At 62.0% G+C, this 20,667-nt stretch carries 11 protein-coding genes; 9 read left to right on the forward strand and 2 right to left on the reverse strand.

Annotation, left to right across the window (positions count from 1 at the left end; genetic code table 11):
- Positions 1-639: 639 nt before the first annotated feature.
- Together AC0L3D_RS01615 and AC0L3D_RS01620 are read right to left on the reverse strand one after the other, a co-directional pair.
- Positions 640-2,154, reverse strand: a complete 1,515-nt coding sequence (locus tag AC0L3D_RS01615) for a hypothetical protein (RefSeq protein ID WP_473642789.1) — start codon at positions 2,152-2,154, stop codon at positions 640-642.
- Positions 2,147-4,519: a hypothetical protein gene (locus AC0L3D_RS01620; RefSeq protein WP_473642791.1), complete on the reverse strand. Its 2,373-nt coding sequence runs from the start codon at positions 4,517-4,519 to the stop codon at positions 2,147-2,149. Before AC0L3D_RS01620 ends, AC0L3D_RS01615 begins: the two co-directional genes overlap by 8 nt.
- A 548-nt stretch (positions 4,520-5,067) precedes the next feature.
- Here AC0L3D_RS01620 and AC0L3D_RS01625 point away from each other — a divergent pair.
- From AC0L3D_RS01625 to AC0L3D_RS01665, 9 genes are all read left to right on the forward strand, one after another.
- Positions 5,068-8,043, forward strand: a complete 2,976-nt coding sequence (locus AC0L3D_RS01625; protein ID WP_473642793.1) for a TrlF family AAA-like ATPase — start codon at positions 5,068-5,070, stop codon at positions 8,041-8,043.
- A 9-nt stretch (positions 8,044-8,052) separates the two neighbouring features.
- Complete coding sequence (locus tag AC0L3D_RS01630; RefSeq protein WP_473642795.1) at positions 8,053-8,745, forward strand: TauD/TfdA family dioxygenase; 693 nt, start codon at positions 8,053-8,055, stop codon at positions 8,743-8,745.
- Positions 8,738-9,676 carry a hypothetical protein gene (locus AC0L3D_RS01635; protein WP_473642797.1) on the forward strand — a complete coding sequence of 313 codons (939 nt, stop codon included), beginning with the start codon at positions 8,738-8,740 and terminating at the stop codon, positions 9,674-9,676. The genes AC0L3D_RS01630 and AC0L3D_RS01635 overlap by 8 nt, the downstream gene beginning before the upstream one ends.
- Positions 9,677-9,723: 47 nt before the next feature.
- Complete coding sequence (locus AC0L3D_RS01640; protein ID WP_473642799.1) at positions 9,724-10,908, forward strand: DUF3644 domain-containing protein; 1,185 nt, start codon at positions 9,724-9,726, stop codon at positions 10,906-10,908.
- 1,073 nt (positions 10,909-11,981) lie between these two features.
- Positions 11,982-12,389, forward strand: coding sequence for an aminopeptidase (locus AC0L3D_RS01645; RefSeq protein ID WP_473642932.1), 408 nt, complete (start codon positions 11,982-11,984; stop codon positions 12,387-12,389).
- 127 nt (positions 12,390-12,516) lie between these two features.
- The gene (locus tag AC0L3D_RS01650) at positions 12,517-14,928 is read left to right on the forward strand and encodes a UvrD-helicase domain-containing protein (RefSeq protein ID WP_473642801.1); all 2,412 of its coding nucleotides are present in this window, start codon (positions 12,517-12,519) and stop codon (positions 14,926-14,928) included.
- Positions 14,929-15,036: 108 nt separating this feature from the next.
- On the forward strand, positions 15,037-15,300 hold the full coding sequence (locus AC0L3D_RS01655; protein ID WP_473642934.1) for a topoisomerase DNA-binding C4 zinc finger domain-containing protein: 264 nt from the start codon (positions 15,037-15,039) through the stop codon (positions 15,298-15,300).
- A gap of 357 nt (positions 15,301-15,657) precedes the next feature.
- Positions 15,658-16,917, forward strand: coding sequence for a metallophosphoesterase family protein (locus tag AC0L3D_RS01660; protein ID WP_473642803.1), 1,260 nt, complete (start codon positions 15,658-15,660; stop codon positions 16,915-16,917).
- Positions 16,914-20,381, forward strand: coding sequence for an AAA family ATPase (locus AC0L3D_RS01665; protein WP_473642805.1), 3,468 nt, complete (start codon positions 16,914-16,916; stop codon positions 20,379-20,381). The genes AC0L3D_RS01660 and AC0L3D_RS01665 overlap by 4 nt, the downstream gene beginning before the upstream one ends.
- Positions 20,382-20,667 lie beyond the last annotated feature (286 nt).

The following is a 20,667-nucleotide window of genomic DNA, read 5'->3' on the forward strand; positions in this document are numbered from 1 at the left end:
CCTGCTGATTTTGCTAATCAACTTAGCCACAGTCAATGACTCGACTATCACAGTTTCTGTTACAGGCAAAGCGTTGGCATGTCGAATGGCGGAATAGAACGATTACTCTTCAAAACCGGTCGATTCAGAGTTGAACTTGAGCTGCTGTGCGTTGTCCCGATCGATGATAACGTCACCCTCGGCAACCCGTCGCTGGGCTTCTGCCTCGATTTCGAGCGTCAGCTTCGCTTTCGCTCTGTGTGCGCTGAAGCTCCATCAACACAGCGGTGAGGGCCGCGTCGAACGATTTGACAAGACGAACCATGTCGTTTTCGACAGGGCCACAGACGCCGGGGCTTGCCGGGCGCGGACGGCCCGTCACGCCAAGTTCGGGACTGTCCGGATGGGGTGCCGAGCCGGGCAACCGCCTTGGCTCAGGCCGCGGTACAGCGACACCTTCTTCGTATAGCCGAGAGGCGGCTCCTCGTAGTCGGTCGGCCCAAGCGCAGGCTTACTGCGATTTCCATTGCAAGTTCTTCGATTCTTCGAATTGATCAAGATTGCGCATCGAACAGAATCCGTTCGACTTTGACGACGCGGTCAAGCAGATAGGGTGCAGTTGCGATGCCCGGTAGCGCCGTGCTTGGCGTGAGGACGAGGTCAGGCCGCCACCTCCGGAAAGAGGCCGCACTCTGCGGCCAGGGAGATAGCTGTTTCTATCCTGTCCGGAGTGGGCGCGGGAGTTAGCCTGCTCCTGCCCGGCAGCGCCGTCCAGCCACCCTCTTCCATCACCAGCTTGAGGCGCAGGATCGTCTTGCCGCCACCGCGCGCGTCCTGCAGTCCCCTTCCTACCGCCCAGTAGACGTGCTGCGCTATCGCCCATGTCTCGATCGCGTGACGGACGAGTTCACGCGCCTGCGCATGCCGGCGGGCGTTCGCTTCCCTACCCGCCCTTCGCAGCGGCAGGCGGTCTTCCCGGTCGAAGGTTTCCGGGTCGTGCGGCGAGTGGGCGATGCACAGGGCGAGCGCTTGCGCGATCGCGGCGGCGAGGCCTTCCCTTGACTGGCTGCGTAGCGCGTCGGCGATAGCCACCGTCGCGGACGACGGTGGCGTTGTGGGGTCCGTTCCGTCCAGCCAGTCGGATGCGGGTCCGGCCCCGTCGATTACGGCTTCGCCGAGAAAGGTGGAGACCAGTGCGGGAGTGCCTAGCGGGCCGTCCGACTGGGCCAGCCTGTCCAGGGTCCATGCGAGAAGGGACTCCACTGCGTAGCGGAACAGCTGCCTGTATTGGAGCCGTCGCCACCGCGCGGCCGCTCTCTCCAACCCCTCTGGGACCTCGAAGCCGGGGTCTTCCCCTGCGAGAGCCGACCTCACCGCTTCGGTCGAACCCAGTTCGGGGCGGGCGGCGGCGTGCAGAAGCAGCTTCATGCCCTCGGCCCGGGTCTCCGTAGCAAGGTCGCCGGTCAGGGTTCTCGCTGCATGTCTGCGTTCTTCTTCCGTCAGTTCGTCGGGCATCCATGCCTGCGCCCATGCAAGTGCTTCTTCTCTCGTGACCGTCGCCGGGCCGAAACCCGAAAATGCAGGATGGCCGAGGCGGTCGGCAATCCTGGCTTCGAATGCATCGAGAGCCGCGTCGACGTTGCTTGGCGGCACTAGAACCTTCGCGTTCATGTCGTTGCGTCCGAGCCAGCCCAGCGACTTGAGGCCTGGTCCGTAATTCACTGCGGCGGAGAGCGACGTGCTGTCGGCGCGACCTTCCCGGAAGGCTTCCCACGCCGCTCCGTGGAAGTCCATGTTTTGCGCGCCAAGCAGCTGCGCCATGGCCTGCCGTCCCGGAAGATCCGTCTGGCTTCCCGAGATGAAGATCGACCAGGCGAAGATGACCTCGCAGCGCGCCACGAAGTCTTCAAGGACCGTTGCGTCGGTGTCCGGCCTGCCCTCGGCCTTGGCGAGCCTCAGCGCGCGGCGCCACGCCCAGGAGACGAAGGAGAACGGCCTGACGTGTCTCGCGACGTTGTTTAGGCCGTCAGCCACCATGTTCATGAGGTCGAAGTTCGTCTGACGCAGGCCGCACGGATCTACCGAGGAATGCGCGATCTGCGTGTCGACGACGACGCTGGGTCCACCCGCCGCGCTGGCCTCGGACAGGATTTCGGCCATTGTCCGCTTAGCCATCGACACCCTCCGGCAGAACGAGAACTTTCTGGCAGCAGTTGGCCGATCGGGCCACGCCAAAGCTTCTTAGCCTTCCCTGCTCAATCTTGGGGAGCGTCATGCGGCGGTTACAGCACGATCCCGTGCCGCTCATTATGTAAACGCGGCGCCGAGCCGTTTCGGATGCGAAAGCGTCTGCCATCAGCTGCGATTCCGAGGGACACGAGCCGAGCAGTTCGGCATATCCGTCGCAGGGACTGCCGTCTGCCAGTGCAGCGGCGTATGCCCCTGCCTGCTCGCGCCACGTCCTGATCTCTACGATCCTGGCCCAGGCCGCTTCGTAGGAAGCCTCGCGCCCTATCGCGGCGATGAACGGTTCCGCTGGCTTTGTGGTAGGGCAGTCTCCGTCGAGGTCGCCTCCGGTCCTCATGATTCGCTGGCGCGCCGCGCGCGCTGCGTCCGGGGACGGATCAGGTCCGCACAGGGCGAGGATCGCCGATGCGGCCTCTTCGTCCAGAGGTCCTTCCACGGCAGCGGCGCAGTAGGCATCCACCACACGCTTCAGCCACTGTTCGGCCTTGCCTGCGGTTACACGGTCGGTAAGTCTGTCACATGCATAGGCCACCAGGGTCATCGCCCTGAGCGCCGTCTCGCGGCTGGCTCCCTTCGCAAGCATGGCCTCGAGCACCTTATCGAGGACTTCGAGGGGATCCCGATTGGCTCCGCCGTCGGCCTTTCCGGACTTCGGCTTCTTCCGGCCGTCGCCCGGTTCGGGTTCGTCTTCGTTGTCATCGCGTCCGATCGGACCGCGGCGCTCTTTAAGCGCGGACAGGAGCGCATCTACGAACCGTGCCCAGCCCCGGCCGGCTTCCGCGCCGCCCGGCATCGCCGTTGCCGAGCCGCCCGTGCTCCACAGATCCGATGTCGGGATCATGGAAGGCCCCGCCGGCTTAGGTGCCGCGCTCCCTCCGCCTCCGGCGATCTCGGGCCGGAGGAAGCCGGGATTGTCGTGCGCCCATTCTAGGAGCACACGGAAGTCGTCAGGCGTTTCGGTGCCGCCGAGAATAGCCATGAGACTGGCCGCAGCCTTTCCCGCGAACCGTCTCAGGCCCGTAATGGCCGAGAGAGATGCAAACCCTTCCGCGGCGCTCTGTCCCGCCTCGACCCTGAAAACGACGCGCCCCCCTCGCAGCGAAGCGGCCTCGAATCCGGGGATCGCGACGTTGAAGCTCCCTTCATCGTCGAGGAACGCATCGGCGAGCGGCCTCCATCCTGCGGACCCATAATGAAGGATCTGGGCAGGCCCTTTCATCCTGGGCGAGAGCACGCGTCCCGTGATTGCGTCGCCAGTTACGGATGCGCGCAGCACGCCGGGCTGCGGGCCATCGTCTTCTGCTTCGTTTTCCAAAGGGAGAACGGGAAGCGGCACAGCGGCGGGGACAAGATGCCAGTTGACCGTCGAGCCGCGCTGCACGCGCGCCACGCAGGCCTCGACATTGAAACCGGTCAGCGCCGCCCCGGAGGCGTTCGCGCTTCCGGAGACGATAAGCCTGCCGTTTCTGCAGGCGACTTCGAATGCCTTGGCGTGCAGCTTCCTGTTTGCCGTCTCCGTAAACGGTTCTGCGGCTACCGCAACGACCCGGGACTTCGCGCCGAACGGCCAGTTGGCCCCTGCCGTGCCCCGCACTGTGCCTCCCGCATGCGCGTGAACGTGCACTTCTTCCAGCTTCAGCCGACTGCAGAGGTCGTCTACCGCTCCGCCGCCGTCCCAGAAGGGCGCGGCAACCGTGAGGCGGGTCGCGCCGCCGAGTTCTCCCGTGATGTCTTCCATGGACTGGGCGATGCTTCCTTCGAGGCTGTGCAGGAAGCGCACCGAACCATCCCCGCGTCCGCGGCCTGCCGCGCGCGAGAGATCCTGTGCGAGTGACGCGCACACTTCCTGCGCCCCGTGCGTAATTCCCCGCTGACCGCCGAGCAGTTCAAAGAATCGCGCGGCCCCGTGGAAGGCATCGGCTGCAAACGAGGGATGAAGGTGCTCGGCCGTCTCAAGATTGCGGCCCCATCCACTGAAGGTGAGGTTGCCCGATCCGACGATGAGATGGCAGTCCTCGTCGGATACAAACGCGGAGACCTTGGGGTGAAAGACCCCGTTGCTGACGGAAACGGGTTCGATCTCGTAGTCGCGACCCACGCGCTGCGCTCCCTGCTCGCTCAGTCCGGATCGGATTCCTTCAACGTCGGCGAGGATCAGCGCCTCCTGGCTGCGGCCCCGCACGAGTGCATCGAGAACGACGGATTCGAAGAACGACAGACTGAGCGCGTAGGTGGTGAAGACCGCCTTCCGCCACGGCTGGATTCCTGCGATTTCGGTAGGTTTGAACCCCAAGTTCCGTCCCCCTGACACCTGTCAGCCGGACTTCATAGCATCAATAGGCTTAAGAAAAGCGTATCCGAGAACCCCTGAGGATAGCAGCACCATTGCTTATCTTGGTGTTCGGGCCAGGAAACTGTGGTCGAACATGGTTGAGGCGTGTTGCTTCCAAAGCCGCGAACCACCCACCCAACTGCAAGGCGAGAACGCGGGCTGCAGAGTAAATGCTTCTGCGGGAAGCTTATGGCCGCCAAAAGATCTACGGCAATGCCCCCAGCGGCCGTCGTCGGTTCCTTCCGCCCAGGGGGAAGATGGGCCGCAAGCAGACTAGCTGCTTCGGGAAGCGTGAGCGAGAAAGCAGACCTGCCGTAACCCGTGACTGATCCGAAGCCGGCGCGGAGGGCCACGTCGTGACGAAAACTGCGAAAAGCACGAAATGGCGCCGCTGGTCACAATCACGCAGGCTTGCGCCGAAGGTAATACTTACGCTCAGCACGCCATTCTCGACTCGCCGGGCGCCAATGTGGCAAGTACTCCCCCAATAAGTGGACCAGGGGGGGCGTATGATCAGTCGCGGTTCGGAATGGCACCGTTGGGAGCCGCATATTCATGCCCCTGGCACCATCCTCAACAATCAGTTCGGGGCAGCCGATCCCTGGGGTGTCTACCTTACGTCGCTCGAAGGGCTGACGCCGAAGGTCGAGGCGGTTGCGGTCACCGACTATTACGTTACCGACACCTACGAGGAGTTCCTCAAGCACAAGGCGGCAGGCCGCTTGCCCGGCGTGAAGCTGGTCTTTCCCAACATCGAGTTGCGCCTAGATGTGGCGGCGAAGTCGGGCTTCGTGAACGTCCACCTTCTGGTCAGCCCTGAAGATCCCGACCACCTCAACGAGGTGAAGCGCATCCTCAAGCGCCTGCAGTTCCACGCGTTCAATGACCGCTTCGATTGCACCCGCGAGGAGCTAATCAAACTCGGGAAGCGATCCGACCAGTCGATCACCGACGACGGCTCTGCGCTCCGGCACGGTGCCACGCAGTTCAAGGTCAACTTCGATCAACTGCGCAAGGTCATCGACGAAAGCGAATGGGCGAAGAAGAACATTCTTATCGCCGTCGCCGGCGCGGCCGGAGACGGCACGTCCGGCGTCCGTCAGGCCGCTGACTCCACCGTCCGTCAGGAGATCGAGAAGTTCGCCCACATCATCTTTTCGAGCAGCCCGGCGCAGCGCGAATTCTGGATTGGCCAGCGCGGCGTGACGATCGAGGAGCTGCGCGATCGATATGACGGGTGCAAGCCCTGTCTGCATGGCAGCGACTCGCATGACCAGAAAACCGTGGGCCAGCCTGTCGACAACCGCTTTTCGTGGATCAAGGGCGCGCTGGAATTCGATGCCCTCCGGCAAGCCTGCATTGATCCCGAAGGCCGCGCCTATGTTGGCGAGCAGCCGCCGCGTTCGGCAATGCCATCTCAGGTCATCTCGCATGTCCGGATCGACGATGCGGACTGGGCAATCACACCGGACATCCCGCTCAACCCCGGCCTTGTCGCCATTATCGGCGCACGCGGCTCGGGAAAGACCGCGCTCGCAGATGTCATCGCGGCCGGCTGCGATGCGATCACACCCTCCGGGTGGGACGCGGACGAAAACATCAGCCCCTCGTTCCTGGCGCGTGCGCGCCGGCTGATTGGCGATGCGACGACCACGCTGACGTGGGGCAGCGGCGCTACGGTCATACGCGCACTCGATGGACGCGACGCCAACGGGCATATGTCGTTTCCACGCGCCCGCTATCTGTCCCAGCAGTTCGTCGAGGAGCTGTGCTCGGCGAAAGGGGTTTCGGACGGGCTGGTCGACGAGATCGAACGGGTGATTTTCGAATCGCACTCGCAGGACGATCGAGAGTGGGCGCTCGACTTCGACGAGCTGCGCGACCAGCAGACCTCACGGTTCCAGCAGGCGCGCGAGCGTGAGGCCGAGGCGATCTCCGATATCTCGGATCGGATCGCGACCGAATTCGAGAAAGAGAGCCTCGTCGCCTCGCTGACGACCCAGGTCGGCCAGAAGAAGAAGCTGATCGCCGACTATACAGCCGACCGCGCGAAGCTCGTCGTCAAAGGGACCGAAGCTCAGGTCGCCCGCCACACGCAGCTAAGCGAGGCGGCGCAGAAGCTCAGGAATAGGATCCAGAATTTCGGGAATAAGCGCCGCACTTACGTTGCCTTGCAGGACGAGGTCCGTAGCATGCGGGCGACCGGCGCACCCGAGATGCTGCGCCAGGCACAGGCTCGACACGCCAATAGCGGCCTCGACGCCAAACAGTGGGACGGCTTCCTGCTGATCTACAAAGGCGACGTCGACAAGAGCCTCACGGCCTACATTGCCTGGGCGGACGGCGAGGTCCGTAAGCTCAACGGTGTGGTGCCGCCCCCCGGCGATCCGAACGTCGCCCTCATCGCCGACACAGCCGACATAACGACATTGCCGCTCGCGCCGATCGCCGCCGAGATGACGCGGCTGGAGGCGCTGTTTAGCTCCGACAAGCTGGTGCGCGAGCAATATGCGGCCCTGACCGGACGCATCGCACAGGAAAATTCCGCCCTTCAAACTCTCGAAACCCGCCTTACCGATGCGCAGGGCGCAGCCGCGCGACGGAAGGACCTGCAGACCGAGCGCGATGACACATATGGCCGGGTCTTCGAGGCGATCATCAACGAGCAGGATGCGCTGGCGGGCCTCTACGCGCCTCTGATGGCGCGCGTTGCCGCATCGTCGGGCACGCTGAAGAAGCTGAGCTTCTCGGTTCGCAGGATCGCCGACGTCCACGCCTGGGGCACCATTGCGGAGGAAGAGCTTCTCGATCGGCGCAAGACCGGGCCCTTCTACGGGCGCGGTTCCCTGATCGCCGCGGCGACGGAGGCGCTCAAGTCGGCCTGGGAGACCGGGACGGCGGCTGAGGTGCAGGCCGCTATGACGGCGTTTATGGCGAAGTACCTGCGGGATCTGCTGTCGCATGCGCCTTATGCGCCGACGCAGCAGGCCGAATTCCGGACATGGTCGAAGCAGTTCGCACACTGGCTTTTCAGCACCGACCACATCACCGTTCGTTATGAAATCTCCTATGACGGCGTCGACATCCGCAAGCTCTCGCCCGGCACGCGAGGCATCGTGCTTCTGCTGCTCTATCTGGCGCTCGACGACTCTGACGATCGTCCGCTGATCATCGACCAGCCCGAAGAAAATCTCGATCCGAAATCCGTTTTCGACGAGCTTGTCGCGCTCTTCATCGCCGCGAAAGCAAAGCGCCAGGTGATCATGGTCACGCACAACGCCAACCTCGTCATCAACACCGACGCGGACCAGATCATCGTCGCTGAAGCAGGTCCACATCCTTCAGGCGGTCTGCCGCCCATCAGCTATGTGGCGGGCGGGCTGGAGAACGCTGCAATCCGCAAAGCGGTCTGCGACATCGTCGAAGGTGGTGAAGCCGCTTTCCGCGAGCGCGCCCGGCGACTTCGCGTGCGTCTCGATCGATAGGATTGCTAGATGGCCACGCTCGACACCGCCGTTTCCGAACCTCAACAGCATCTCAGCCCGACGGCGGAGCGCGGCTGGTCTTGTCATTGCGTCGCAGGCGCGGACCCCAGTTTGATAGTCCGGGAATTGGGTCGGATCGGCGACCACCTTGGGACGCGTGTTGCGGGGCGCGCCGGTTCCCTTGAAGAGGTCATCCAGCCTCGTCCCATAGCTGATGCCCACCCGCGATCCTTGAGCGCGCGCTACGGCGTGGGTACCTTGCCCTTCCACACCGAACTCAGCCACCGCACCAAACCCTGCCGTTACCTCCTTCTCGGGTGCATCGATCCGGGATCCCCGGCCGCAGCGACAATGCTCCTCGACTGGCGGAACCTGGGATTTTCACAGCAGGAGCTTGACCTCCTCGAAGCCACGCCGGTCCTCGTTCGCACGGGCCGACGCTCCTTCTATTCGACCATCCTGGCGCCCGGCGGCGCCTTCTTGCGATACGATCCCGGCTGCGTCGAAGCCTTGGACGCCCGCGGCCGGAACGCCCTGAGGCTTGTGGAAGACCGGATCGCCGGCGCCGCCTCCTATGCCCAGGCGCATCATTGGCGCCAGGGCGACATCCTCATCATTGATAACTGGCGCGTCCTGCACGGGCGCAGGCCGTCGGACCAAGGGTCCGGCCGACGCCTTGCAAGGATTCTCATCGATGCCTGAAGACGTCTTTATTGCCATCAACGGTGACGCTCTGCATGCCAAGTCGAAGGTCTACATCGGCCGTGCCCTCTCGCGGAAAGGCGCCGGCGACCTCGACGAGTATCAGCTCTGGGCGTCCCTCGCGCTCGAGCTGCTGGGCAAGGCAGCGCTGGCCCGGAAGCACCCGAGCCTCGTGGTCGATCCGACGCATTGGCAGTCGATGTTCGTCGCCGCCGGCATCAACGTCACGACCGACGTGAAGACCATCACGGCCAAAACCCTGTTCGAGCGCCTCGCGCATCTCGTCCCCCGGTTCGACAAGACGGTCCAAAAATTCTGCCAGGACATCGCCGAGCGAAGAAACACTGAGCTGCACTCGGCCGACCTTCCATTCCGGGCCATGCGTCTCGACGCCTGGGAGGCGCGCTATTGGCATGCCTGCGACACGATCCTGCACCAGATGGGGTCATCCCTTGAGCAATGGCTCGGCGCGGCCGATGCAAAGGCACCCCGCCAATTGCTCGATGAAGCCGCCAACGCCCTTGAGGCTGCGGTCAAGTTACGCGTCGAAGCCGCCAGGGAGCAGTTCGAGGCGCTGAAAAAGGCCGAACGGGAGCGCCTCGCCGCCGAAGCCGAATTGCGCGAGCCGCATCATCAAGCGGGGCTTTTCAAGGGTGGCTACGACGAGATCTGGGTGGAGAGCTGCCCAGCCTGCGCATGCCGCGCTTTCATGACCGGCGAGCAGACCGGCGAAAACATCAGCGAAGAGCGCGATGAGTACGCGATCTGGGAAATCGTCGACCGCGAGTTCGTCGGCGAGGAATTCCGCTGCCCGACGTGCGACCTGACGCTCATGGGAAGCGACGAAATCGATGCCTCCGGCCTCAGCTACATCCATGAGGACCAGCAGGAGCGCGAAATGGAATACGAGCCCGACTACGGCAACGACTAGAACCGGGACATTACGAACTGCGCAGATAAGGAACGGGGGGCACGAAATTGGCAAGGCGACCAGGGAATACGCTCGAAAAATGGGAGGTCGCGATCGTCAAAGCGATGTTGTCCCGCAATTACGTGCCCCAGGATATCCAGGCGTATTTCTCCCGGCCCACCCGGTCGATAAACAATGCGCGGATCTCAGAGATAAAGGACGGCACAAAGCACAAGGCCATCAAGCCCGCGTCGGACGATGAGCTGGACACCTTCCTCGACAGTTGGCCGAACATTGATCCCGCCACCGGCCTCCACCTTCAAGGTGACGAACTGCTGGTCAAAGCGCGCGAGGCCATGATTGCGGCCGTCCACACATTTAATAGCGCTGGCCTCTACTTCAGGGCCGAACTCTTCATCGTCACCGCGATCATAGCGTGGACCTATCTGATGCACGCCTATTACAAGCGCGAAGGCATTGATTACCGCCACAAGAAAGGTGGCGTCGTTCAGCGCACGCCATCTGGAGCCGAGAAATATTGGGAATTGAGCCAGTGCATCACCACTGGCGCCTGTCCCCTTCAGAGCGGCATCGTCAACAATCTCAAGTTCCTGATCGAGATCAGGAACGAGATCGAGCATCGATCCACCAACAGGATCGACGATGCCCTCAGCGCGAAGCTGCAGGCCTGCTGCATCAACTTCAACGACGCCATCAAGGACCTCTTCGGACGTGAGTTTGCCTTAGAGAAGCGGCTGTCGATCGCGTTGCAATTCGTGACGTTCGACGGTGTGCAACGGCAAAGCCTGATCGCCACCGACCTGCCGGCCCATATCGCGACGGCGATGGACAACTTCCACGCGGCCCTCTCAGAGGACGAGCAGAAGGACCCGAAATTCCGATTCCGCGTTGCCTTTGTGCCGAAGCTCTCCGGTAAAGCCAGCAAGTCCGACCTCGCAGTCGAATTCATCAAGCCCGGCTCGCCCGAAGCCGAGGCAGTCGAGCGGGTCCTCTTGAAGGAGGTAGAGCGTCCGAAATTTCTGCCTGGGGAAATTGTCGCAAAGGTGAAGGCCGCAGGACACGCCGGATTCAACATGTACGACCACACGCAGCTCTCTCAACAGCTCGACGCCCGCAATCCCGGCAAGGGTTACGGCGTGAAGGTCGCGAACACCTGGTACTGGTACGAAAACTGGCTGGAAAAGGTGCTTGAAAAACTGAACGAAGGCTGGACTAGGCCGGCGAAAGTGTAGGTCGAGCGTCAACTACGCTAGTCACGTCAATGCATCTGCGCCACACCAGGCCATACGAGGTAGCATACAAATGGCGAGGACATACAATCGGATAGCAAAACAGCAGAAGCCGAAAGGGCACATCTTTGGTCCAACCGGTGTCTTCCCCCTGGGGGCTGAAACTCCAGAGGTTGAGGAGTGTCTCGAACGCAATCGACCGGCGCGTTGTCTGCGCCGCGATAGCTGCGTGTACATGCGCGAGGACCGTGATTTTAGCCGGATGGGTTTGAGCTATAGCGAAGGGTACGTGCACCAGGTCGAGCCAACAGGACCCGTCGAGCAGCGCGATGTCACCTGGATCGGATACCTGCAACTTCTACTGAACCGCAACCCCAGGATACGGGCAGTCAGGGGGGAGCAGCGAATGAGTCGACATGGGTTGACCAACGATGAGCTCGCGCAACGGTACTGGCAAGGCACCTCGTCCTCGACGCCAAATTTGGAGCATGTGACGTCCCAGGCCGAAGTCGTTGAGGTCGACAGCTTTCTGTCACCCGTGAAGCCGTAATCTCACCTATTCCGTAGTTGGTTGGTCGGCTTAGCCTTCCTCGCCTGACGCGATTGGCGCTGATGGGTATTACGCCGGACGCGGGCTGCGGAACGTCAGCTTTTGGGGAGTAACGACACTTTATCCAACGACCGAAATCGGGCCCATTGCGGACCAACAGCGTTGGGCCGGATGCGACCGGAAGCTTCAGCAGAAAAAGGCCTCCTAGCGGAGAGTCAGCATGCCGCCGTGTCCGGCTTATAGCGGACATTCGGCAATTTGGCGGTCAGTGACCACATTGTGCCAATCTTGCCAAGGACGAACGTCTAACCTAAACCCATTCTAGGACATTAACCAAATTGGCGCGACTGTTTTGGGACCGGGCGTAGTTGCGACGTTTGCCCTATCCGGACGTGTAAGCAATGCCGTGGGCAACCGTGATGCAGGCTTTTTTTCGTTCGGTTGCTACGATGATTGTGGTGTCCGGCGTGGCAGGGTGCACCAGCATTTCCTACTACGCACAATTCTTGAAGGTCACGTTGAGATCATGGCGGCGCGCCAGGATGTCGGAGAGCTGATTGACGATCCGTCGACCCCTGGGACATTGCGCGCTCGAATGGCATCGGCGAGCGCCATCCGACAGTTTGCGATAGATGAACTAGCGCTGCCGGACAACAATAGCTACCGCAGCTATGTTAACGTTGGTCGGGACGCAGTGACATGGGCCGTTTTCGCCGCGCCGGAATTCTCGCTGACGCCACGAACATTGTGCTTTCCGGTGTTCGGATGCGTTCCGACCGAGATGTGGCGCGTTGTTGTCCTGCGTCTCCGTGCCTGTTTTCAGGATACATTCATGACGCCTAGCGGATCTCGTCAGATATCCAAAATCCACTGCGCTAACCCTGATATCGGGGACCCCGATGGAAACTGTGTAGTGACGCTGAGTGCCAGATAGGCCCACCACGGCCCAATAGCCAACAGGACTGCGTGACAGGCGGGAATCCAGCAAACGGGCCTAGTCTCGACGGCAATCGCCACCGCTGTTAGGGAAGCCTAAGGCTTAGCCGCGATATAACTTCTCAATGCTAAAGCGCGCCCGCACATACCGTCCCGGACTGTTCGCCCGACTGATCTCCGGCGCGAACTGGAAACTGACACCCGGTCGGTATTCGGCAGCGGGTATCACCCTGGTATCTGGCAGCGAGACCGAGCTGGAATGCTTGGACGTCGTATCTGTCCAAACCGCCAAAGGCCTCCTGTGGCACGCCGTTGAGATCTGCTCGAGGACCAGGCTTGATCGGTTATCGGGCCTCAGCGGCAGCGCCGCAGACGAACTCGCGGCCGACATCGCGGTGTTCGTCAATGAATATCTGAGCGAAGTGATCCGTTCCGAAACTGACCAACTGCGCGAGATCGACGCGAGACTCGGCGCGGTCGTGACGGACAACCGCCGATACTTGGCGTACTCGGACCTCGGCAACGCAATAGCCGGCGTGCCGGGAAAGGTGGCAACGGCCCTCTCGCACCCCATGTTCGATCCAGGGCAGATGGCACAGACGCTCGAGGCCGTTTTGCCGGCCTCCTATGCCTTCCTCACCGATCCGAACGTGCGCCATCGCTACAACGAGCGGTTCATCGCCTCCGAACTTGCCGCTTTTGCGGCGTTCTTCGACAACCTGGACGGTCGGTCGCTGTCAGGGCAGCAGCGCGAGGCTTGTATTCGTCTCGAGGACAATAACTTGCTCATCGCATCGGCGGGATCGGGCAAGTCCGCCACTATGGTGGGCAAAGTCGCATATGTGCTCGAAAAGAAGTTGGCACGCCCTGACGAACTGCTGGTCTTGGCGTTCAACAAGAGCGCGGCGGACGAGCTCAGGGAGCGCATCGCCAGGCAGTTGAAGGTCGAACCCGACAAACTTGAATGTCGCGTGACAACCTTCCACGCGTTAGGCCGCGGCATCATCCAGGAGGTCGACGGGCGGCCGCCCCAGCTTGCCAACTGGGTCGAACATCCCGCGGGGGAAGCCAAGGCGATTGAGGAGATCATTGTTGAACTAGTCAGTTCCGACAAGGAGTTTACGCGGCTTTGGGTTGATCTCCTGGTCGTGCATCCCAAGGCCGATATCCCCCGGGAAACGTTCGACAGTGAGGTTGACTACCAACGATACATTACGGAGCGGCGGACCAGGGGTAAGGCGACGATCGGCTCGCTGGCCGGAATTTACGTCAAATCGTTGCAGGAACAGTCGATCGCGAACTGGCTTTGGTTGAACTCGGTCGCGTTCGAATACGAACGACAGGTCGAGGTGCAGGATGGGGAAGGCGCCGTCCGCCATATTCATCCCGACTTTTACTATTCGGCGACCGGTACCGTGCACGAGCATTTCGCGCTCGACGCAAACGGCGTCTCACCATTCAAGGACTATGTCGACCACGCCGAAGCAAAGCGGCGGGACTATCAGATCGGGCAGATCGATTTCTTCGAGACGCGATCGGCCCAGGCCGCGGACGGCACGATTTCCGAGGTCATGCGCGAGGAACTAGAGCGGCGCGGGATACAGCTCGTGGCGAAGCAGTATAGCGATATTGCGAAGGCGCTGGAGCCAGTGGTGGTCAAGCACTACCACCAGCTCATAGGCACCTGCATCAAGCACATCCGGGCGAGTCATCTAACCCTCGATATGCTGTTACAGCGTGCGCAGTCGCTCCACGATAAGGAACGCGCGCGCATATTTTCGCGCGTCGTTTACAGGATCGCCCAGGCCTATTCCGAAAAGCTCGTGGATGCCGGGCGGATCGATTTCGATTCCATGATCGCCGACGCGACGCAGCTGGTTGAGACGAAACGATACACCAGTCCGTACTCGCTGATCCTCGTGGACGAATTCCAGGACATATCTGGACCCAGGGGTAAACTCATTAAGTCGCTGCGAGACCAGAAGCCGTTCTCCAAACTCTTCGCCGTGGGCGACGACTGGCAGTCTATCTACCGTTTTGCCGGCTCGGATGTGACCCTCTTCACAAGGTTCGACGCGAACTTCGGGACAAGTTGGCAAGGCCGGCTCGAGCAAACTTACCGCTGTAACCAGCTGATCGCGGAGACGGCGGCGGGTTTCGTTCAACGGAACCCAGACCAGCTCAGGAAGTCGGTGCGGTCTATACGGCCCGCTATACCCAAATCGATCCGCGTCATCCCGATCGAGGGCGCAAAGGAGAGGCCGGACTTTGGCGCAGCCTGCCTGCGGCTGTTATCCCGGCTGGATGTGTTCCTGGGTAGCATCGCGGAGCAGTGGCGCGGCACGGCAAGGCAGAAGCTTAGAGTACTCGTTCTCTGGCGCTACAACCATCTCGATCCGTTCGCCGGCCGTATGCCGGCATTCCCGCATATCGAGGTTTCGGCGCTTTCCTTCCACCGCTCGAAGGGCCTCGAAGCGGACTACACTATCCTGCTCGACATCAGCGAGGGCGACTATGGTGTTCCGAGCCGTGTCTAAGACGACGAGCTGCTGAACCTAGTGATTCCGAATCCCGAGACCTTCGCGTACGCAGAGGAACGACGCCTGTTCTACGTCGCCTTGACCCGGGCCAGCCGCGGCGTCTTTATGCTGGCCGACAGTGCCCGACCATCGCGCTACATCCAAGAGCTCTGCGAGGTCGCGGGTGAGGACATTCGCTTCGAGACCATCGACGGCCAAGCGCTAGAGCAATGCCCGGCCTGTCGAGTTGGTCAGTTGGTCCAAAGGAAAACGAAGACCGGGCGCTCATTCGTCGGCTGCAGCCAGTATCCAAACTGCAGGCACGTAGTGTTCTCCGGCAAGCAAAAGCAAAACAGATCGCGAGCGGCGCGGCGACCTCCAGTTCAGTAGTGCTGGGCGCAGCAGTCAAAGCGCCCGCCGCGTCTTAATCTCAGGTCAGTGCATCTCCAAGCACGCGGCCAACGTCCGTTTTCAGGCAACGTCAAAGTCATTTCCTACCGCCGATTCGCGGCGTTTGCCGCCCGCGGCCATTGAGGCCGAAAGCGCCCCGTCAATTTGCGGAATGATGTGGCTTAGGAAGCGGCCGTTCCACACTGGCCTCATCGACGTCGTCGGCGTTGCCCAGCCGCGGCGCACCGGAGCCGTTGTCGCCAGCCACTTTGATGTCCCGATAGTCAACCAAGTCTGCGATAAAATTCGCCTATCGAGCCGTGGCCAACACCGCTTATGTTCGTCGCCGGAGACCCAATGGCATTTCGATTCGTACATACGGCCGACATTCACCTCGACTCGCCGCTGCGTTCGCTGGCGCTGCGAAACCCCGATCTCGCCGAGCTTGTGGGCGACGCCAGCCGCCAGGCATTCGTCGCCACAGTCGATCTTTGTCTTGCCGAGCATGTCGACGCACTGGTCATCGCCGGCGATCTTTACGATGGCGACCAAACGTCGATGAAGACGGCGCGCTTCCTGGGCTCGCAAATGTCACGCCTGCATCAGGCTGGAATCAGCGTGTTCAAGGTCCGCGGCAACCACGACGCCCTGTCGCGGATCTCGAAACAGTTGGTGTTTCCGGACACGGTCACCATCTTCGTTGGCCGTGCACAATCGGTGCTCCAGACCGCCGGTGGGCTCGACGTTGTCTTCCATGGCTTGAGTTTTGCCAATCCCAAGGCGCCGGAGAGCCTGCTGCCAAAATATCCGGCCGGCCGCGAAGGGGCGACGAATATCGGCATCATGCACACTAGCCTGGCCGGATCGCCCGGTCACGACATCTACGCCCCATGCAGCGTGGCTGATCTTCATGGCCATGGTTTCGACTATTGGGCGCTCGGCCATATTCATGCGCGTTCCGTTCATCCTGGCCCCAGCGCGGTGGTGATGCCAGGCATGCCGCAAGGCAGGGACATCAACGAGGCCGGAGAGAAATCCGTCACTTTGGTGACGATACGTGACGACCGGTCCATCGACATCGAGGAGAGGCTGACCAGTGTCGCGCAATTCGAACGGTTGAGCGTTGATCTGGCCGGCACCGCGGAATGGTCCGAAGTTGTCTCGCGAGTCCGCTCTGCGCTCGAAGAGAAGCGCGGAGCCGTGCGTTCGCGTTATGCTGTGGTCCGCCTCGGACTGACTGGAGCGACACCGCTATCATGGTCGCTGATCCGCGACAGCGACCTTCTGCTGGCTGAAGCCGAGCAGGCGGCGGAACAGGTCGGCGACACTTGGGTGGAAAAGCTCGAGCTCGACATCGCTTTACCCCCAACCGAAACCGCAGGGGACGCTGCTGATCCGATCGTCGAACTGGCCGCATCGATGCGTGCCGATGCCAGCTCGGAGGCTTTTCGCGCCGAGGCGAGGGCATTCATCCAGAAGATGGTCGCCGACCTTCCGGCCGACGGTCGCGACTTTGCCGGAAAGGATGAGGTCGGACTGAAAGGCTTCCTCGACCGGGTGCTTGCCAGCGGAACCGATCTAGTGACGGCGCGCCTCAGGGCCGGTGGCTCAACATGAGGCTAAGTCGCCTTGACCTGATCCGTTATGGCAAGTTCACGGACAAGACGATCGACTTCGGCCCCAAGCCCGGGTCGGGCGCTGATCTCCACATCGTGTTCGGCCTGAATGAGGCCGGCAAGTCGACCGCGCTTTCAGCCTATCTGGATCTGCTGTTCGGCATCGAGGAGCGCAGCCGCTATAACTTCCTGCACGATTATAGCGCGATGCGCATCGGCGGGGTGCTGGAATTGGCTGGCTCCGAACACGCCTTCACGCGCACGAAACAGCGCAACAATTCGTTGCTGGACGCCACGGGCCAGCCGGTAAGCGAGGTGGCGATTACGGCGCATCTGGCCGGCCTGTCACGCGACGCCTACACGACCATGTTTTCGCTCGACGACGAGACGCTGGAGGTGGGCGGCAAATCAATCCTTGAATCGCGCGGCGACCTCGGCAAGCTGCTCTTCACCGCCAGCGCCGGTCTTGGGCACGCTAGCGATACGTTGAACGCGCTCGAGGCCGAAGCCGATGGGCTCTATCGCAAGCAGGCACAGGGAACCGAACTGGCGCTACTGAAGAAACGCCTTGCCGACCTCAAGTCGCGCAAGGATGCCGTCGACACCCTTGCGTCGACCTATGAAAGCTTGGAGGCGGAACGTCTCGACGCGACGCAACAGTATGGCCGCATCATCAGTGAGCGGGCGGCGCTCGCGGCCAGGCTCGATGCCATTGACCGCTATGGGCGCGCGCGCCCGCTGCTGTCGGATATAAGACGGAAGATCGCGCGGCTGGGTGAACTGCCGGACATCGCGTCGCCGGCTCGTACCTGGACAGGCAGTGTCACCGACCTAATCGATGACGACGCCAGCCTGAGAACGAGGCTGTCCGCGAATATAGACGAGGTCGAGCGGCTGACCGGAAAACTTGCGTCGGTGGATATGGACGATATCATCCTTGCGATGTCCGAACGCATTTGCGCACTGACGGAGAGCAAGGTGCGCTATGCCTCTGCCGGCCTTGACCTGCCCAATCGCAGGATGGAGTTGCAAATCCTCAATAGCATAGTGGCGAGTTGCCTTGCCGCCTTGGGACGATCCTCCGAACCGGATCCCGTCACACTGCTTTTGCCGGCCGCCACAGTTGGCGTCGTCCGCGCCATGGTCGAGCAACGCTCCGGCATTGCCATCGCTGCACGCGCCGCCCGCGACGAAGCTGCGGCGGCGCTCGACGCCCTGCATACGGCTAGACAGCGGATCGGTGAGGACAGGGCCGTGCCGGCACCCGCCAGGGCGAGGCTTGGCGCCGCATTGTCGGAAGCGCGAGAGAGCGCGCACCGGGCCGAGATTCGGGCGGCTGGCGAAGCGCAGGATGCGGGAACAATTCGATGGCAGGCGGCGCTTGCGCGCTTGAAACCATGGTCTGGTGATGCTGCGGCGCTCGCCAGCGTCGCGGTTCCGAGTGCCGGGCAGATTGGCGCCTGGAAAACGGTGGCGTCAGAATTGGCCAAGACCAGCGCACTCATTGCCGAACGCCTCGCCGAATACGAGGGCAACCATGCTTTGCTCGCGGCTCGGTTGGACGCCCTTCGTGCCTCGGTCGACATCGCCGACGATGCAGAGGCGGTTGCGATCCGGCGCGCTCGTGATGAGGCCTGGGCCACGCATCGGTCAGCGCTGACCGCAGACACCGCTGACCAGTTCGCCCTGGCCTTGGAGCGCGATGACAGCGCTGGCGCAGGCCGGCTGGCGAAGGCGTCCGATCTTGCCGATATCCGCGGCACGGCGCGCGCCCTGGCCGAGGCTGGGGCCGACCTGTCGCGCATGCGCCAGCAACGCGAACGGGCCGACAATGACGTCGACGCCCAATTGCTGACAATCCGCGCGGCGGTCGGGGACCTGTTGGGCGACGCCGTTGATCCTTCGCCGGCGCGGCTGATCGAACGGGTCGAGGATCGGATTTCTGCGCGCAGTGATGCGCTCGCGGCGTGGGAGCAGATCAAGCTTGCCACCAAGAAGGCGGAGCGAGCCGCCAAAGCCAGCGAGCAGCTACGGGAGGAACTGAACGGGGCGCTGACAAGCGTCGGAATAACACCGGTGCCGGGCGACGGTCTGGAGGCGATCATGGCTATCGCTGACCTGTTCCTGGAACGACAGCGCAAGCTTGACGCCGAACATGCCGAAGCTGTCAGGACGGTTGCTAGCAAGGAAGACGATCTCGCCGCCAGGCGGCTTGCTTTGGCTTCGGCCGAGCGGCGCGAGGAGGAGTGGTTGGCCGGTATTACAGATGCGCTGAAGGGGACTTGGCTTGCGAATGGCCTTTCCGCGTCCGCCGTCGGCACCGTGCTCGATCAATTGGCGGAACTGTCGAAAAGCCTGCAGGAACGCGACGCGCTGCAGCTACGGATCGACAAGATGGAGGCCGACAGGGCCCATTTCCTGGTCGAGATTACCGCTGTCGCAGCCGACGCGAAGCAGCCGGCGAAGGCTGACGCGGAGCAGTTGGCCATCAGCCTTGTCGAGCGCCTGGAGCGCGCCGAGCGAATGCGCGCGACAAAGGCCGGCCTTAGCGCCGACCTGAAGCGACTGCAGGATCTCCGCGCCAGTCTCGACAATGAGGTTTTAGCGCATGAACGCCGTAAGAACGAAGTGCTGGGCGTCTTCGGCGTCGCCACACTGGCGGAGGTCGTGGAGCGCGATGAACGGCTGCGTGAGCGCGATGGCCTGCGCTCAGCGGTGGCCGAGCTCAAGGAGCGGGTAGCGGCCGAACTCTCGGTGGAGACGTTCGAGCACGGGCATGCGATGCTGGACGCGCTCGATTTCGACGGACTCGCGGTCGAGAGGGCCGAGGGCGAGCAAAGGCTTCGCCAGTTTGATGAGGCGATTCAGCAACAGCTGATCCGGCACACACGTGCGGCGGACAAGCTGGATGCCATTGGTGGCGACAGCGCTGTTGCCCGACTGGATGCCGAACGGCGTACAACGCTGTTGGAAATCGAAGATAAGGCCTTGCGCTATATCGAGCTGAAGCTCGGCATCATGTCGGCCGAACTTGCCCTACGCCGCTATCGCGAGCGCCATCGCTCGGGGATGATGGTGCGGGCTTCAGAGGCATTCGCGCTGATGACGTGCGGCGAGTATTCGGGTTTGACAACGCAGCCGGCGAAAGGCGGCGAAGTCCTTATCGCTTTGCAGCGGGATGGCCAATCCAAGCTCACCGACGCCTTGTCGAAAGGAACGCGCTTTCAACTCTATTTGGCCTTGAGGCTTGCCGGATACTACGAATTCGCCCAGTTCCGGCCCTCGGTCCCCTTCATCGCCGACGACATCATGGAAACTTTCGACCACGTCCGGTCGGAGGAGGTGTTCAGGCTGTTTGGAGAGATGGCGAGCGCAGGCCAGGTCATATATCTCACGCACCACAAACATCTGTGCGATATCGCTCAAACAGTTGTGCCTAGCGTGAAAATTCATGAACTCGGATAGTGTGGTTGCTTTGTACTCGCCGGGTGTCGCTATTGTCGAGGACCGTTGGCGGACTTGCGGCTTAGAGGCTCGGAATGTCTGAAGCGGACCTTCAGTCGGCTGCGTGCATCGACGTAAACTGACCCTAGTCGGACATTCCAGGCTCAAATTTTCTCCCGGATAGCGGACCTTGAGCGGAACTCACCGCTTTGACCCTAAGGCGACCACTGTCAGGCTGCCACTGGACGACAGCCTTGCGCCTCCTTTTGGACATTGCGAGAGATGCCCGGAAGGTCGCGTCAAACCC

The sequence above is a fragment of the Mesorhizobium sp. WSM4837 genome (genome assembly GCF_055811435.1).

What these genes read in the sequence shown, in the direction of transcription:
- AC0L3D_RS01615 (WP_473642789.1), bottom strand. Translation starts at nt 2,154, where the DNA reads ATGGCTAAGCGGACAATGGCCGAAATCCTGTCCGAGGCCAGCGCGGCG.
- AC0L3D_RS01625 (WP_473642793.1), top strand. Translation starts at nt 5,068, where the DNA reads ATGATCAGTCGCGGTTCGGAATGGCACCGTTGGGAGCCGCATATTCAT.
- AC0L3D_RS01630 (WP_473642795.1), top strand. Translation starts at nt 8,053, where the DNA reads ATGGCCACGCTCGACACCGCCGTTTCCGAACCTCAACAGCATCTCAGC.
- AC0L3D_RS01635 (WP_473642797.1), top strand. Translation starts at nt 8,738, where the DNA reads ATGCCTGAAGACGTCTTTATTGCCATCAACGGTGACGCTCTGCATGCC.
- AC0L3D_RS01645 (WP_473642932.1), top strand. Translation starts at nt 11,982, where the DNA reads ATGGCGGCGCGCCAGGATGTCGGAGAGCTGATTGACGATCCGTCGACC.
- AC0L3D_RS01650 (WP_473642801.1), top strand. Translation starts at nt 12,517, where the DNA reads ATGCTAAAGCGCGCCCGCACATACCGTCCCGGACTGTTCGCCCGACTG.
- AC0L3D_RS01655 (WP_473642934.1), top strand. Translation starts at nt 15,037, where the DNA reads ATGCTGGCCGACAGTGCCCGACCATCGCGCTACATCCAAGAGCTCTGC.
- AC0L3D_RS01660 (WP_473642803.1), top strand. Translation starts at nt 15,658, where the DNA reads ATGGCATTTCGATTCGTACATACGGCCGACATTCACCTCGACTCGCCG.
- AC0L3D_RS01665 (WP_473642805.1), top strand. Translation starts at nt 16,914, where the DNA reads ATGAGGCTAAGTCGCCTTGACCTGATCCGTTATGGCAAGTTCACGGAC.